This is a genomic window from Aurantibacter sp. (assembly GCF_039941195.1).
Lineage (GTDB): Bacteria > Bacteroidota > Bacteroidia > Flavobacteriales > Flavobacteriaceae > Aurantibacter_A.
Genome location: NZ_JBDVFA010000071.1, coordinates 39,651 through 55,466, shown reverse-complemented (window position 1 = coordinate 55,466; position 15,816 = coordinate 39,651). Strand labels below are relative to the sequence as shown.

At 33.5% G+C, this 15,816-nt stretch carries 15 protein-coding genes; 4 read left to right on the top strand and 11 right to left on the bottom strand.

The genetic code is table 11. The features are described 5' to 3' along the window. From ABJF52_RS12530 to ABJF52_RS12495, 8 genes are all read right to left on the bottom strand, one after another. Positions 1-526: carboxypeptidase-like regulatory domain-containing protein (locus ABJF52_RS12530; protein WP_348150677.1), on the bottom strand; the 526-nt coding region annotated here is incomplete at its 3' end. Positions 527-592: 66 nt separating this feature from the next. Next, on the bottom strand, positions 593-892 hold the full coding sequence (locus ABJF52_RS12525) for a hypothetical protein (protein ID WP_348150674.1): 300 nt from the start codon (positions 890-892) through the stop codon (positions 593-595). Between the two features lie 45 nt (positions 893-937). Beyond that, the gene (locus ABJF52_RS12520) at positions 938-1,438 is read right to left on the bottom strand and encodes a DUF6787 family protein (RefSeq protein ID WP_348150671.1); all 501 of its coding nucleotides are present in this window, start codon (positions 1,436-1,438) and stop codon (positions 938-940) included. A 36-nt stretch (positions 1,439-1,474) separates the two neighbouring features. Further along, positions 1,475-1,936, bottom strand: a complete 462-nt coding sequence (locus tag ABJF52_RS12515; protein ID WP_348150668.1) for a DUF6146 family protein — start codon at positions 1,934-1,936, stop codon at positions 1,475-1,477. Between the two features lie 68 nt (positions 1,937-2,004). Then, positions 2,005-2,640 (bottom strand): DUF937 domain-containing protein, encoded by a 636-nt coding sequence (locus tag ABJF52_RS12510; RefSeq protein WP_348150665.1) that lies wholly within the window; start codon positions 2,638-2,640, stop codon positions 2,005-2,007. A gap of 74 nt (positions 2,641-2,714) precedes the next feature. Beyond that, the gene (locus tag ABJF52_RS12505; RefSeq protein ID WP_348150663.1) at positions 2,715-3,665 is read right to left on the bottom strand and encodes a D-2-hydroxyacid dehydrogenase; all 951 of its coding nucleotides are present in this window, start codon (positions 3,663-3,665) and stop codon (positions 2,715-2,717) included. A 91-nt stretch (positions 3,666-3,756) separates the two neighbouring features. Beyond that, positions 3,757-4,821, bottom strand: coding sequence for a 3-phosphoserine/phosphohydroxythreonine transaminase (serC, locus tag ABJF52_RS12500; RefSeq protein ID WP_348150660.1), 1,065 nt, complete (start codon positions 4,819-4,821; stop codon positions 3,757-3,759). Positions 4,822-4,919: 98 nt separating this feature from the next. After that, positions 4,920-5,972, bottom strand: a complete 1,053-nt coding sequence (locus ABJF52_RS12495) for an acyl-CoA reductase (protein ID WP_348150657.1) — start codon at positions 5,970-5,972, stop codon at positions 4,920-4,922. Between the two features lie 131 nt (positions 5,973-6,103). Between ABJF52_RS12495 and ABJF52_RS12490 the strand changes: the two genes are divergently transcribed. Next, positions 6,104-6,457: a 4Fe-4S dicluster domain-containing protein gene (locus ABJF52_RS12490; protein ID WP_348150655.1), complete on the top strand. Its 354-nt coding sequence runs from the start codon at positions 6,104-6,106 to the stop codon at positions 6,455-6,457. A gap of 206 nt (positions 6,458-6,663) precedes the next feature. Here ABJF52_RS12490 and ABJF52_RS12485 read toward each other — a convergent pair whose 3' ends face one another. The 3 genes from ABJF52_RS12485 to ABJF52_RS12475 form a co-directional block, all read right to left on the bottom strand. Continuing rightward, a complete protein-coding gene (locus ABJF52_RS12485) occupies positions 6,664-9,861 on the bottom strand; it encodes a TonB-dependent receptor (protein ID WP_348150653.1) in 3,198 nt (1,065 codons plus the stop codon). Positions 9,862-9,872: 11 nt separating this feature from the next. Then, positions 9,873-10,889 carry a FecR family protein gene (locus ABJF52_RS12480; RefSeq protein WP_348150650.1) on the bottom strand — a complete coding sequence of 339 codons (1,017 nt, stop codon included), beginning with the start codon at positions 10,887-10,889 and terminating at the stop codon, positions 9,873-9,875. 66 nt (positions 10,890-10,955) lie between these two features. Beyond that, positions 10,956-11,534: a sigma-70 family RNA polymerase sigma factor gene (locus tag ABJF52_RS12475; RefSeq protein ID WP_348150648.1), complete on the bottom strand. Its 579-nt coding sequence runs from the start codon at positions 11,532-11,534 to the stop codon at positions 10,956-10,958. A 196-nt stretch (positions 11,535-11,730) separates the two neighbouring features. On the opposite strand from ABJF52_RS12475, the gene ychF reads away from it, so the two are divergent. The 3 genes from ychF (at position 11,731) to ABJF52_RS12460 (ending at position 15,791) form a co-directional block, all read left to right on the top strand. Beyond that, the gene (ychF, locus tag ABJF52_RS12470; protein WP_348150645.1) at positions 11,731-12,825 is read left to right on the top strand and encodes a redox-regulated ATPase YchF; all 1,095 of its coding nucleotides are present in this window, start codon (positions 11,731-11,733) and stop codon (positions 12,823-12,825) included. An 83-nt stretch (positions 12,826-12,908) separates the two neighbouring features. Continuing rightward, complete coding sequence (locus ABJF52_RS12465) at positions 12,909-13,799, top strand: DMT family transporter (RefSeq protein WP_348150642.1); 891 nt, start codon at positions 12,909-12,911, stop codon at positions 13,797-13,799. A gap of 129 nt (positions 13,800-13,928) precedes the next feature. After that, the gene (locus ABJF52_RS12460; protein WP_348150640.1) at positions 13,929-15,791 is read left to right on the top strand and encodes a DNA topoisomerase IV subunit B; all 1,863 of its coding nucleotides are present in this window, start codon (positions 13,929-13,931) and stop codon (positions 15,789-15,791) included. Positions 15,792-15,816 lie beyond the last annotated feature (25 nt).

Here is a 15,816-nt window from a genome sequence, read left to right as displayed (position 1 = left end):
AAACAAGTACTCTACTACCATTTAGGCCGTGTATTGTGGGTTTTACAATATTAGCACCTGTGTTTAAAGATGATACACCAGTAATTTCTTTAAGCGCATCACCAAGACTTTGGCTACTATATTGCTCAATAGTTTCTAGTTTTAAAGTTTGTTCTAAAGCTGAATTGGTTTTGTTTTTTATTGAAGAACCTATAACCTTTACTTCATGTAGTTCTTCTAAATGATGTTCCAAACTAATTTTTTGAAAAGTATCACCATTAATTAAAACGGACATCAGTTTCGTTTTACATTCTTCGTGATAAATTTCGAGCTCTAATTCGCCATCGCACAGAGTTTCTATGCGAAACTTACCATTAAAGTCAGTTTTGGCTGATCTATTGGTTCCCGTTATTAAAACGGTAGCATTCTGCAACGGTGTATTATCATGAAAGTCGATAATTTCACCTATTAAAATAGAAGTGCAGTCTTGCGCATTAAGGTTGTATGCCGCAATAATCGTGAACAATGCTATTGCTAATGTTCTCATAGTCAGTAAAATATAAAAAAATGGAAACGATGTACCCAAATTTGGCGTACATAAATCAGGTGGAAATTACAAATTACTAGAAGGAGGAGGTCGGTTAATAAGTTTTATAGGAAAACTTGTGAATATTAGTTCTGAAGTATATTCAATTTCAGTAATTGAGAAAGTATTAATTACTGGTTTAAACTCAATACTATTTTGTGTCCCTAAAAAATCACCAATATCATTTTTAGTTGCCATGTGACAAAAATCACAATGTTCAACTTTATTATTTGGTGAATCATTATGTGAATAACCATGAAAAGAACCCACTTTGCTAAGAAATAAGCAAAATAAGAATAAAGCATAAAATATCTTTTTCTTCTTCACAGTTCAAAATTAGATAGTCTAATAGTTAATTATGTTAATATAAACTTAACTTTTATCAAATAAAAAACCTAGTCCCATGCGTCGTAACATTTTTTTCTCAAATGCCCAGAAGAATTTGAATTCTCCAAAAAGCCATCCGAAAAACACTAACATTATTTGATAGAAGAAAAGGCCTATAAGCATGAATAGGACCCAGTAAACGAAAACATTTAGGTTCTCTTGATTAATTCCCAAGAATTTAATAACAGGGCGTCCCACAAAAACACTTGAACTACCAGTTATAGCAAAAACTATAAAAATTCGAATCATTTCCCAGCGATAATCGACAATCCATTTATTTTCAAGTTTCTTAAAGAAAAAAAGGCACAATTTTATTAGTAAAAAGGAAATTATAATGGCTGCCCCAATAGTTAGGAACAAATTAAAATCTGCGGTTAAAATTTTGGCAAGTTTAAAAGAGCTATATAAAATTCCTAAAATACCTAGTGCGGGAAAAATAAGTTGCCAATTCTGTTGAATTTCCCAGCGTTCTTTAAATTTTTGCATGAATTAAATTTAACAGTGCAAATATAAGACGCTATATTAAATACGCGGTAAAAAAGGACCTAATCTCTGTTTGTATTTTCTTTGGAAATAAATAAAATAATTATAGAGCTTATAATTTACTTCGTAGCCATAATCAATACCTGTACTATAATCGATTTGCATTTCATACAAGTTTCGGTTGTATTGTTGTGGGTTTAATACCCGCTGGTTCCAGTTTATTACATATAGTTGATTTCTATTTTCTAGATAAGATTGTGAGTAGTAACCTTCAGGTTTGGCAATACTTAAAAGCCAGGTATTAAATCCTGGTTCAATAATTATTATCTCGTACTCTGTTTCTTCATTTGCAATTTGTATAGTATCACCAGCTGTTTCATTAAAAAGAGCTGATTCTTCTTCGGAAATATCCGGTACATTTTCTACGTTCTTTGTCGTTCCACAACTAATTAAATAAGTTAAAAGAATAATTGGCACAAAGTATTTTATCACCTTTTTCATATTTATAAGATACAAAAAAACCGTGTACTAAAATGATACACGGTTTTGTAATTTATATTAATAACGGATTATTTTCCGAAAAGACCACCTAAAAGGCCACCAATTCCTCCACTTTTTCCACCAAGTGCCATAGAGGCTACATCATCTAAAATACTACCATCACCATCAGAATCTAAGAAAGATTCTATTAGTGACTGTTGTTTATTGGCTGCCTGACCGCCTCCCATAACGCTTCCTAATAAATCACCGATACCATTAGCATCGCTAACATTACTTTCTTTTGTTTGTTTTCCTAAATATCCCATTAATAGTGGTGCGGCAACTTTAAGAATAGTGCCAATTGTTCCAGCATCCATACCAGATTTAGAACTTAATGCATTCTCAACCTGTGGTTGTTTACTTCCAAGAACATGGCCTAAAATTCCAGCGCCATCATCCATAACAGATTGATCTACGCCACCGCCGAATAATCCACTTAAATTATCTAAAATTCCACCGTCGTGCTGACCTGAAGAAAGTGCACTCATTAATCCTTGCGCTCCTTCAGGAGTCGCTGCGTTTTTTTTCATTGCTCCAAGCAATACAGGTAGAGCCATGCTCAACACGCTTCCTGTTTGATCGGTAGACTGACCTGTTTGGCCTGCCACTCCGCTAATTAATTGTTTACCCATTGGGCTACTTAATAAATCTAATAATCCTGACATTGTAATTAGTGTTTAAAATTGAATACGTAATGTACAAAAAAAGAGTTATATTTTTTTTGATGTACCTGCTAAAATTATTTCAACAACGTTGTAATTTGATTTGCAAGTTCCGTGCCAATTCTATCTTGCGCTTCACCGGTAGCTGCACCAATATGCGGACTTAACGAGATATTTGGGTTCATTAAAATTTTAATCTCTGGAGATGGTTCAGATTCATAAACGTCCAACCCAGCAAATGCTAATTTATTTTTTTCCAAGGCGTCTATTAATGCAACTTCATCGATTACACCACCACGAGCTGCATTTACAATTGCTGCACCAGATTTCATTATTTCGAATTCAGGTTTGCCAATAACATATTCCTTCTGTGCAGGAACATGTAACGTAACGAAATCCGCAGATTTTAAAAGTTCATCTTTTGAAATACTTTTAAATTTAAAATCAATGGTTTGGCCATCATAGAAAGAAAGTGAGATTGAAGCATCATCCATAAATGGATCATGGTAAATTACTTTCATACCAACACCAAGAGCTACTTTTGCAGTGGCTTGTCCAATACGACCAAAACCAATTACACCCAAAGTTTTACCTCTAAGTTCGCTACCCTTAGCATAATTCTTTTTTAATTGTTTGAACTTGCTATCACCATCTAAAGGCATATTTCTATTGGCGTCATAAAGAAAACGAACCCCACCAAATAAATGTGCAAAAACCAATTCTGCAACAGACTCTGACGATGCGGCTGGCGTATTTATAACATGTAACCCTTTTTCACGCGCGTAATCAACATCAATATTATCCATTCCAACTCCACCACGTCCAATTAATTTTAAGGAAGGGCAACTGTCAATTAAATCTTTTCTTACTTTGGTTGCACTCCTTACTAATAAACCTACAATTTCATTCTCATTGATAAAGTTTACGAGTTGCTCTTGAGCTACATTAGTTGTAAGAACTTCAAATCCTTCATTCTGCATGGCATCTACACCAGTTTGTGAGATACCGTCGTTGGCTAATATTTTCATATTTTAAGTTAGTTGCTGGTTATCTTTTGTTAGTTACTGGTTTTGTTGTGTTTAATCAAACAATGGACAACCAGCAACTGTTAACCAATTTTTATCCTTTTCTTTCCATTTCACTCATTACATCAACTAAAACTCCAACACTTTCAAGAGAAAGTGCATTATACATTGATGCGCGATAACCGCCTACAGAACGGTGACCATTAATACCATTAATACCCGCTTCTTTACACATGGCATCAAATTCTTCTTTCAATTGATCATCAGACAAGGTAAAAGTAGCATTCATATTAGAACGATCCTCTTTATTAGCATAGCCTTCAAAAACTGGATTTAAATCAATCTCAGAATATATTAACTGTGCTTTTTTATTATTGATTTCTTCAATAGCACTTATACCACCTAAATTTTTCAACCATTGCAAAGTAAGCATTGTTACATATACAGGAAAAACCGCAGGTGTGTTGAACATACTATCTTTTCCTATATGTATTTTATAATCTAGCATTGAAGGAATTTGCCTTGAAACTTTTCCTAAAATTTCTTCTTTCACAACTACTAATGTTGCTCCAGCAGGCCCCATATTTTTTTGAGCTCCGGCATAGATTAAATCGAATTTAGAAAAATCTAGCTCTCTCGAAAAGATATCCGAGCTCATATCACAAACTAATGGCATATCAACACTTGGAAACTTCTTTATCTGTGTACCGAAAATTGTATTGTTTGAAGTAAGATGAAGATAATCTAAATCATTTGGCACCACATAACCATTTGGTATGTATTTAAAATTTTCATCTTTAGATGAACCTACTTCTACAACTTCACCAAAATATTTAGCCTCTTTAATTGCTTTATCAGACCAGGTACCTGTATTGAGATAGCCTGCTTTTTTTTCAAGAAGGTTGTAGGCGACCATTAAAAATTCTGTACTAGCACCACCTTGCAGAAATAGAGCTTTATATCCTTTCCCTTCAAGACCTAATAATTCAATAGCCAATGAACGTGCAGTTTCCATAACTTCTACAAAGTCTTTACTTCGATGCGAAATTTCAACTAACGAAAGTCCTAAACCGTTAAAATCGATTACAGCTTCAGAAGCTTTTTTTAATACTTCTTTAGGAAGTACACATGGGCCGGCACTAAAATTATGTTTTTGCATTTTAAGCTTAATTAAGTTTAGTTACTTGTTTTTGTAATAAGGATGCTAAAGGTCTTAAATTTCTAAGGAACTAGCGGTACTATATACTAAGAATTATGTTATGTTCTTAACAGGAAATCAACCGTATCGATACCGTCTGCATAATCATTTAAACCAGGGCTTTGCGTTGTTCCAAAATCAATTTCCTCTGACACAAATCCCGAAGAAACAATGCACTGCAATTGTTCTATGTCTTTTTCCAATCGATTTTTTAACGCTTCTTTATCGGAATAATATTCATAATTTAAAGAAGCTATAGGAGAACCATAGCCCACATCTTCTTTAAGAATTAAAAATCCATTATCTAATATTGGAAAGTCACTCATTAGATAAACTGCCTTATTATAATCATAATTATTCGCATATTTATTCTCATTGATTATATCACCAAATGGAAAAACAGCTTGGAATAAGGTATCAAAATTATATCCTTCAGGCACAAATATTTTAGATACAGAACGGCATCCTAATCCATAATATTGAAATATATCTTTTCCTAAAGCCTCAAGTTGACTCTTAGTTTCATCACCATTAAGTACCGCTATAGAATTCCTGTTTTTTCGGATTATATTAGGTTTATTTCCGAAATAATATTCAAAATATCGTGCCGTGTTATTACTACCCGTTGCTATAACGGCATCAAAATTTTCAAGCTTACCTTCATTAAATTCAATGCTGTTCTTTAAAGTGATTTCTTTTTCTGTTAAAAAGCTAGCCAAAAATGGTAATAGAACTTTATCACTATCGGATAACTTTATGAGGGCTTTGTTACCCGAAATGACTACAGAAAGAAAATCATGAAAACCTACCAAAGGAATATTTCCAGCCATAATTACAGCTACTGTTTTAGGTTTTAAAGCAGGAATGTCATCAAAAGCATTGTATGTTGAAAGCCAACTTGTTAACTGTGGTTCTGTTAATAAATCTCCCCAGCTTTTCAACGCATATAGCACATTTTTTTCATTAAACCAACCATTTTTATGTCCTGCATAAATGATAGTTTCTTTCAGTTTTTGCGACCAAATATCTTCACTGGTAGATGACATATTAAATGATCGTAGAAAATCTCCTAGTGCTGAAAAAGCAATAATTGTTTTATTAAGGTCGTTCATATATTTGCGATAGATCTTTCTAGACTTTATCTTTGTAATAGAGAATTGCAAAAGTAAGAAGGTGAAATCGATTTTACCTACTTTTTAGAATTCTGCTGTAAAGCGAATTTAAACACTTAGAAATAGAAATTATGGCTATAATAATAACAGATGAATGTATTAATTGCGGGGCCTGCGAACCGGAGTGCCCAAATACTGCAATTTATGAGGGGGCTGATGAATGGCGTTATTCAGATGGTACTTCATTAGAAGGTGATGTTGTTCTTACCAATGGTAAGTCTGTAAATGCCGATGATGTTCAAGAACCTATTAGCGATGAAGTTTACTATATAGCACCAGATAAATGCACAGAATGTATGGGTTTTCATGAAGAACCGCAATGTGCTGCCGTTTGTCCTGTTGATTGTTGCATACCTGATGAGGATAATGTAGAGAGCGAAGAAGTACTTTTAGGCAAGCAGGCATTTATGCATCCTGATGGTTAAAATTATTTGGTTATTGTATTGATAAATTTTGCTTAGCATAGAATAAGTCAATCCTACAATATTAAAAAGGAGTATTTCTAAATTTTAGAAATACTCCTTTTTGTATAGAACCAGTTGTATGTTCTTATAGGAAACCCCGTTTCACATTTTGATTAACAACAATCAATGTAAGAAAGATTATTTCCATAAAAACGGGGAGTTAGTATCTATTTTAAAGTAAAGTTTACACGTGCGAATAAAAAGCGTCCTCCAATTCCAAATTGTTGTGCTCTTCTAGACCAATCAAATCTTCCACTACTGCGGTTTCCAAATTCTTCAGTAGCCATATCAGGGTAAACATCAAGTAAGTTATTTGCACCTACAGTAAAAGTTAGAGTAGGGCTGACTTTGTATCCTAGAGAAAGGTCTGTAACTATTTTTGTTCCAAATACTTGTTGATTAGCAATTGTTGTGGTTGCCTCAGTAACCTCTCCAAAATAAACATTTCGCAGAAATACTACGAGCTTATCTGAAGTTAGACTATTAGATAAATTTATTTTAGTTCTCGGCACAGCTTCTTCTAAGTATACACGACTATCTTCAGGAAAATAGGTGTCCACCAAGCCAGCATTTCTCAATACCTCAGAAGCGTTAATATCACCAACTTTACGTGTTTTAGAAAAAGTACTTGCAAGGTCAGATTTTAGCCTCCAATTTTCACCAATATTCGCTTTATGGGTAATTACAATATCGATTCCAGCTGATTCGGTGTCTATAGCGTTTGCAAAAAATGCCGCTGCAGTGGCATTTGCCTGACTTAATAAATTGTCTAGCTCTGTACCAGTACCTGGACCACTAAACTGACCTGTATAAACAACTCTGTCGTTTATACGAACAAAATATCCATCAATTGTTAGTGTTAAATTTGCATCAGGCATTTTAGCTGTTAAACCAGCACTAACACTATTAGAGGTTTCTTGTTTTAATTGCGGAATTCCCAATAAATTAGCCGCTCTACTATCATTTGCAAAAGTACCTACTTCTTGTGGGTTACCATCTTGATCAAAAATTGTTGCTGTAGCATTAAAGTTGATTTGATGTAAGGATGGAGCTCTAAATCCCGTATTAAAAGCAGCACGAACATTTACATTATCGCTAACTTTATATCTAGAGGCTAATTTGAAATTGATTGTAGAACCAAAATCACTATAATTTTCAAAACGCGTTGCGAAACTAGTTAAGAACTTTTCAGAAAAGTCAGCTTCAACATCAAAGTAACCCGCAACACTACTACGCCCTCGAGATAATTCATTTTTAGGTCCAAATCCTGGAAATACTTGTGAACCGCCAGGTCTTGCATTTCCAAAGAAATCTTCAGATGCTTGCTGTGCTGCTGATGTTATGGCTGTACCATCAGCAGTGTATTGTTGATAAGAAGCAGGTTCTCCAGCAACAATTTCGTAGTTTTCAACCCGATACTCACCACCAAATGCGATGTTTAGACCAGCCATAATATCATCATAAAACTGGTTGATATCTAAATTGGTTGTGTTTTGAGCGAAAGAAAACCCACCAGCATCAAAAGTAGTTGGGGAAGAGCTTTGTAAAGAAGCATTAAATGTATTTCCAATCGTAAAATCAAATGCATTCTTTCCATAAGTGTTACTAAAATCAACATTCCAATCGCCAATTTTACCTTTTATGCCTGCAGAAAAAGATTTATCCTGAATAGCAGAATTAATTTCAGGTAAAAAGCCATTAATATATGCAGGAGTAAAAGTTCTACTTTGATTTGGTAAACGATAAAATCCTGCAGAATTACCAGTTCTTGAGCTAATTCCAGCAAAAGAGTAAATTTCAGTACCGTTATCATCTAATGGAAGTGAAAAGTTTGCAAAAAATCGTCCACCGCGTACAGCCGATTGTCCTACTCTCATGTTGTAATCACTCCTTTGTTGTCCTCTTGCAGATAGTTCAGATTCCGTGGCATCTTCACCTAAGACAGTTCTTAATTCCTCTTTAGTAGTTGCACCATTTAGATTAATTCCTGCACTTTGCGAATATTGAATAACATCGGCAACATCATCATCTAGCAAATTAACAATATTATAACCATCTGCATTTGCAACACGTTCTACTACATTATAATTGTTGAAAATTGTACCCTCCCATTCTTTCATTCGGCTGTAATCTTGTCGCACATCAAAATCACCAGAGAAATTAATAAATCCACCTCTTTCACCAATGCCTAATCCGTAGCTTGCAGCAAAATTTGTTGTTGCGCCATCTACACCTCCAGTTTGTCCATTTGCATACTTTGCAAAGTTTGCACCAGTAGTTACCGTAGCGGTTAATTCATTAATGCTTTTATTTAGAACTATATTTATAACACCAGCAATAGCATCGGAACCATATTGAGCTGCGGCACCATCTCTTAATACTTCAATTCTTTGAATTGCAGATGCTGGTATCGCATTTAAATCTGTACCAACGCTACCACGTCCAAAGGTTCCATTTACATTTACTAAGGAAGAAGTATGTCTTCTTTTACCATTAATAAGTACTAAAACTTGATCTGGACCTAAACCTCTTAAGGAAGCAGGGTCTACGTGATCTGTACCATCTGATATAGTTTGCGTATTCGAAGTAAACGAAGGCGCCACATAATTTAATATCTGGTTTAAATTAACCTGAGGGGCCACGCTGTTTAATTCTTTTACATCAATAACATCAACAGGAACTGTGCTTTCAGTTGCAGTTCTGTTCGGGTTTCTAGAACCGATGACAACGGCTTCCGCTAATTGTACACCTTCGGAAAGTGAAGTATTAATTGTAGATCTACCAGCAACACTTTCTTCTTCAGTGCTAAAACCAATATAACTAAAAACAAGTGTGGCATCGGCACCTACTGTAATTTCATAATTACCATCAAAATCTGTAGAGGTACCATTTGCAGTTCCTTTTTCAACTATATTAACACCAGCCAAAGGTTCGCCATTTTGATCTGTTACTATACCTGTAACCGTGTTTTGTAATATAGATAAGTCCTCTATAATTGTAAATCCAAGTCCGCTAAGAGCATTTAATTTAGCAATTTTTGTTCTCTTTACTTTTTTAGGATGAACAACATAGTATTTATTACCTAGGTATTCGAAATCGAATTTAGTTTTCGTTTCAAGTTTATTAATGATTTTAACCAAAGAATTGAATTGAAATTCTTCAGGATTTAAATTAGAACCGGAAATAACAGCCGGATTATAAGTAAAAAAAACTTTGTGAACAACACTAATGTCACTTAGAAAATCAGCTAAGGCAACAGTTTTAATTGCCTTCTTGCTCGTGTTTTTTTCTTCTTTTGCATACGTTGAAATTCCTATAAATAAAACTGCTATAAATAGCATTTTTAAAAATCTTTTTTCATTCATAATGTTAAGTTTTAATTGTTTGAGTTCTTATAGAGCGTTAGTTTATTGTCTTTATGGACAATTCGAGTTCCTGTCGATTTTTCAATTGCTGACAAGCAAATTTTTAGATTTTGATTGGGTATTCCCCCAGTTAGTAATTGTTGTTTAAGTTCTTCATCCATAAATTCAATATCTACACCATAGGCTTGCTTAACATTTTTCATAACTGTTTCGAGCGTTATGTTATTAAAAACATAAGTTCCATCTCGCCAAAGTGAATAGGGGAGTTCTGTAGATATTTTTTTTTGAGAGACAGTATTTTTTTCTTTAGAAAAAGAGACTAGCTCACCAGGTATCATTTTAGTTGTAGTGCCATTATCCAATACAAGATGTATTGAACCTTCATCCAGTACTACTTCTGTTTTTTCTTCACGAGTATTGACATGAAATTGTGTGCCGTAAACTTCAACTTTTAAATCTTCTGTGTTTACCCAAAATTTTGCGTGAGTAGATGGGATTGATTTAACTTTAAAATATGCTTCTCCTTTTAAGTCAATGTTTCTAACATTACTTTTATCATAACTAATTTGCGAATTACCATTTAAGATTACGGTGGTGCCATCGGGTAATTTTAACTCTACTATTTCACCAAAACCGGTCTTTTGAATAACTTTGGATGAACTATTTAAAACATTATTACTCAGTATAATTAGTAATATACCTATTGCAGCAAGAGCGCTTAATTTTAAGAATTTGGATAAAAACTTACGCTTTTTAGAACCTATTTTATTTGTATTTTTTTTCGTGGAAATTTTATGAATAATAGCACTCAATTCGCTATTAACTTTTTCTTCAGGCAATTGAGATTTATTAAATTTTATACCATTTATAATAGCTTTTGCAGCATAAACAGTTTTTATATGTTTTGGATTATTATTAATCCATTCATCCCAAAAAACTATATCATTTTGGTTGCTTTGGTTTGCCCAGTTTACAAAGGACGAATCATTTAATAAAATCTCTAATAGGGACTGATTATTTCCGCTCATAATTATTGTCTTCTTTAGTAAAGAGAACTTTGCTTAGAAGAAATACCCTATTTTATGGAAGTTTTTTTAGTTTAAATTAAAAGCCTGTTTTATTTCGTGAGATTCTACAAGGTTTCTGAGCTTTGTAAAGGCTTTTTGTAGCGTATTCAAAACACTTTGGTAAGATATACTCATCACTTCGGCTATCTCATTTATTTTAAGATTACTGTAGTACTTTAAGTAAACAGCTTCACGCTCTCTTACAGTTAAACTATTTAATAATTTAGTTAAGGTTGTAGTTTTAATTTTAGTAAATTCTTGCTGTATCAATAGTTCTTCAATTGAAAATTCAAATGACTTTGAATTTTCAAATATTTGCTCATAACTTGTAAATTTCTTTTCTCTTTTCAGGATTTTTAATAATGCTCTTCTAAAAGAAACAAAAAGATAAGATTTTACATGATTTACATTACCTAATTTTAATCTATTTTCATATAAATAAACAAAGAAACTTTGTAGACAATCTTCCGTTAAGACAGTATTATTTGAAATTTTTAAGCCATAATTGTGTAATGGAGAGTAATACAATTTAAACAGTGTTGCAAAAGCATTTATATCTCCTGCAATAAATAAAAGCCAAATGGATTTATCAGTTGAACTTTCCATGTAAGAATTTTCTCAAACATTACAATATAGTAAATTATATAGCAAATTATAAATGCTTGATTATATATTACTTAAAAAGAATGAGTGTTCTCGATAACGCAAAAAAATAATCTTTATAAGCATAAAAAAATTATACCTTTTTATCATTATTCAGTTTGTAACAAACGGCTATCTTTGCGCTCAAATTAGAAATAAAATGAAAGCAGGAATCGTAGGATTACCGAATGTTGGAAAATCCACTCTTTTTAATTGTTTATCGAATGCCAAAGCGCAAAGCGCCAATTTCCCATTTTGTACTATAGAACCTAATATAGGTGTGGTTAATGTACCAGACCCTAGATTGCAAAAGTTAGAAGAATTAGTTGTTCCTGAACGTGTTTTACCAGCTACTGTTGAAATAGTTGATATTGCCGGTTTGGTAAAAGGTGCTAGTAAAGGAGAGGGACTAGGAAATCAATTTTTAGGTAACATTAGAGAAACCGATGCTATTTTACATGTTTTACGCTGTTTTGATAATGATAATATTGTTCATGTTGATGGTTCTGTAGATCCAATAAGAGATAAGGAAACCATTGATATGGAACTGCAGTTAAAAGATCTTGAAACTGTAGATAAAAAATTAGATAAAGTTAAACGTGCTGCACGAACTGGAAATAAGGAAGCTCAAAAAGAAGAAGCAATTTTGCAAAGCTTAAAAGATGGACTTGAATCAGGTACTTCAGTACGTGCTATTGAGTTATCAGATGATGACCACGCAGAATTTGTAAAGCCTTTACAGTTTATAACAGATAAACCGGTGATGTATGTTTGTAATGTAGATGAAGATGCAGCAGTATCGGGAAACGAATATGTTGAAAAGGTTAAAGCTGCAGTGGCCAATGAAAATGCTGAAGTTGTGGTATTGGCCGTAGGTACAGAAGCTGATATAACTGAATTAGAAACTTATGAGGAGCGTCAAATGTTTTTAGAAGATTTAGGGCTTTCTGAACCTGGTTCTGCTAAACTTATTAGAGGTGCTTATAAATTATTAGATCTTGAAACGTATTTTACGGCTGGTGTAAAAGAAGTTCGAGCGTGGACAATTCCTGTAGGAGCAACAGCACCACAGGCGGCTGGAGTAATTCATACGGATTTCGAGAAAGGATTTATTAGAGCTGAAGTAATAGCCTATGATGACTATGTCAATTTTGGTAGTGAAACGAAAGTTAAAGAAGCTGGTAAAATGCGTGTAGAAGGCAAAGATTATATTGTTAAAGATGGTGATGTAATGCATTTTAGGTTTAATGTATAACACAGTTTTGAGCGTCGTATTATTCGCTTAAAACAGTCTTGAAGATTTTTATAAGGTACTATTTTAGTATGATGTTTAGTAAAATGTCAGCAAGTAGTATTGGCGTTATTTTGGCGATAGCAGGAGTAATTTTATTTTCTGCGAAAGCTGTAATGGTGAAGTTGGCCTATGGTTATGGTGTTGACCACTTGAGTCTTCTTTTATTTCGAATGTTATTTGCTTTTCCGTTTTATTTAGCCATTGCGATTTATACAAAACCGACCAAGGATGATAAAATTGTTTACAAGGATTATTTGTGGTTGTTCTTATTTGGTTTTCTTGGCTATTATTTAGCAAGTCTTTTTGATTTCATGGGCATACAGTTTATAAAGGCCGGGTTGGAGCGTATAATTTTATTTATCTATCCCACTTTAGTGGTATTATTATCTTGGTTGTTTTTTAATAAGGGGTTAAGTCGAAAACAATTTTGGGCAATATTAATTACCTATTTCGGAGTTCTAATAACTTTTTGGGACGAAATAGGAATCTCTGGAGAGACAGTTTATTGGGGAGGTTTTTTAATTTTTCTTAGTGCTTTAACTTACGCTGGATATTTAGTAGGTAGTGGTTGGCTTATTCCAAAATTTGGCGTTTTACGGTTTACATCTTATGCGATGATTGTATCTACCATATGCATCATTATTCATTACTCAATAGTATCTGACTTTAATCTTTTTTCATATCCAAGAGAAGTATATTTTTTAGGATTGGCAATGGCTATATTTTCAACACTTTTACCTTCTTTTATGGTATCTGAGGCAATAAAACGTTTAGGAGCTTCCACCTTTTCTATTTTCGGTAGTTTAGGTCCAGTTTCCACAATTGTGCTGGCATTCTTTTTTTTAGATGAAAGAATAACGTTCGTACAAATCTTCGGAATGTTAGTTGTAATTTTTGGTGTTACGTTAGTTTCAAGAAAAAAACGGCGTAGCTAAACACAATTTTTCAACCTTTCTGATATCAACAAATAGCTTTTTTCTTTGTTAATTACTTTATAACATAGGGGTTTCATTATTTTTCAAGTAATCTTATCTTAGCCAAACTTTCATTTTTAACCCCTCAATATGGCTGAGAATACCCAATATACTGAAGACAACATTCGTTCGCTTGATTGGAAAGAGCATATTCGTATGCGTCCTGGTATGTATATTGGTAAACTTGGTGATGGTTCATCTGCAGATGATGGTGTCTATATTCTTTTAAAAGAAGTTATTGACAACTGTATTGACGAATTTGTAATGGGAGCAGGGAAGACCATAGAAATCCGAATTAAAGATGGTCTTGTTAAAGTACGGGACTACGGACGAGGAATTCCTTTAGGTAAAGTAGTTGATGTAGTTTCAAAAATGAATACTGGGGGTAAATATGATTCCCGAGCATTTAAAAAATCTGTGGGATTAAATGGTGTTGGTACAAAAGCAGTAAATGCCCTTTCGAGCTTTTTTGAAGTACAATCTTCTCGTGATAGCCAAATTAAAGTAGCTGAATTTAGTCAGGGTAATTTAATAAAAGAAGAAGGGCCATTGGATTCTTCGCAACGAAAAGGTACTAAGGTAACTTTTCGACCCGATGAAGCTATATTTAAAAAATACAAGTACCGGAACGAGTACGTAGAACGTATGTTGAAGAACTACGTGTATTTAAATCCTGGTCTTACAATTGATTTTAATGGCGAAAAATACCATTCCGAAAATGGATTAAAAGATTTATTAGAGGACAATAATAATACAGAAGACTTTTTATATCCTGTTATTCATTTAAAAGGGAATGATATTGAAGTAGCTATAACCCATAGCAAAACACAGTATAGCGAAGAGTATCATTCTTTCGTAAACGGGCAGCATACAACGCAAGGTGGTACGCACCAAACTGCTTTTCGCGAAGCTCTAGTAAGAACAATTCGTGAATTTTACGGAAAAAATTACGATCCTTCCGATATTCGAAAATCAATTATTTCGGCAATATCAATAAAGGTAATGGAACCGGTTTTCGAGAGTCAAACTAAGACTAAATTGGGTTCTACTGATATGGGTGGAGATTTACCAACAGTACGTACGTATATAAACGATTTTGTTGGAAAATATCTGGATAATTATTTACATAAAAATCCGGATACAAGAGAAGCACTACAACGTAAAATATTACAAGCAGAGCGCGAACGAAAAGAACTTTCTGGTATTCGAAAGTTGGCAAAGGATCGCGCAAAAAAAGCGAGTTTACATAACAAGAAATTACGCGATTGTCGTATTCATTTGGGCGATACAAAAAAAGATAGAAATTTAGAGAGCACACTTTTTATTACCGAGGGTGATTCAGCTTCTGGTTCTATTACAAAATCGCGAGACGTTAATACTCAAGCGGTATTTAGTTTAAAAGGAAAGCCTCTGAACTCGTATGGAATGTCGAAGAAAATCGTTTATGAAAACGAAGAATTTAACCTTTTACAGGCGGCATTAAATATCGAAGAATCTATGGAAGATTTACGATATAATAATATTGTTATTGCAACAGATGCTGATGTAGATGGAATGCATATCCGTTTACTTTTAATTACGTTCTTTTTACAGTTTTTTCCAGAATTAATAAAGGAGAACCATCTGTATATATTGCAGACGCCACTTTTTAGAGTCCGTAATAAAAAAGAAACAATTTATTGTTATAGCGAAGAGGAACGAAGAAATGCCATCGATAAATTAACTGGGAAACCAGAGATTACTAGATTTAAAGGTTTGGGTGAAATTTCGCCAGATGAATTTGTCCATTTTATTGGCGATGATATAAGACTAGAACCTGTAATGTTAGATAAGTCAATGTCGATTGAAGATTTATTAAGTTTTTACATGGGTAAAAATACTCCGGATCGCCAGAAGTTTATTATTGAAAACCTTAAAGTTGAGGTAGATTTAGTAGAAGAAAACCAATTATAAGAACCACAATATATAGTATTCCTTA

Bases quoted from the DNA above. Each gene is read 5' to 3' on its own strand.
- ABJF52_RS12465 (WP_348150642.1), top strand. From the start codon at position 12,909: ATGTCAGCAAGTAGTATTGGCGTTATTTTGGCGATAGCAGGAGTAATT.
- ABJF52_RS12515 (WP_348150668.1), bottom strand. From the start codon at position 1,936: ATGAAAAAGGTGATAAAATACTTTGTGCCAATTATTCTTTTAACTTAT.
- ychF (WP_348150645.1), top strand. From the start codon at position 11,731: ATGAAAGCAGGAATCGTAGGATTACCGAATGTTGGAAAATCCACTCTT.
- ABJF52_RS12460 (WP_348150640.1), top strand. From the start codon at position 13,929: ATGGCTGAGAATACCCAATATACTGAAGACAACATTCGTTCGCTTGAT.
- ABJF52_RS12505 (WP_348150663.1), bottom strand. From the start codon at position 3,665: ATGAAAATATTAGCCAACGACGGTATCTCACAAACTGGTGTAGATGCC.
- ABJF52_RS12520 (WP_348150671.1), bottom strand. From the start codon at position 1,438: ATGCAAAAATTTAAAGAACGCTGGGAAATTCAACAGAATTGGCAACTT.
- ABJF52_RS12490 (WP_348150655.1), top strand. From the start codon at position 6,104: ATGGCTATAATAATAACAGATGAATGTATTAATTGCGGGGCCTGCGAA.
- ABJF52_RS12495 (WP_348150657.1), bottom strand. From the start codon at position 5,972: ATGAACGACCTTAATAAAACAATTATTGCTTTTTCAGCACTAGGAGAT.
- ABJF52_RS12510 (WP_348150665.1), bottom strand. From the start codon at position 2,640: ATGTCAGGATTATTAGATTTATTAAGTAGCCCAATGGGTAAACAATTA.
- ABJF52_RS12480 (WP_348150650.1), bottom strand. From the start codon at position 10,889: ATGAGCGGAAATAATCAGTCCCTATTAGAGATTTTATTAAATGATTCG.
- ABJF52_RS12475 (WP_348150648.1), bottom strand. From the start codon at position 11,534: ATGGAAAGTTCAACTGATAAATCCATTTGGCTTTTATTTATTGCAGGA.
- ABJF52_RS12485 (WP_348150653.1), bottom strand. From the start codon at position 9,861: ATGAATGAAAAAAGATTTTTAAAAATGCTATTTATAGCAGTTTTATTT.
- serC (WP_348150660.1), bottom strand. From the start codon at position 4,821: ATGCAAAAACATAATTTTAGTGCCGGCCCATGTGTACTTCCTAAAGAA.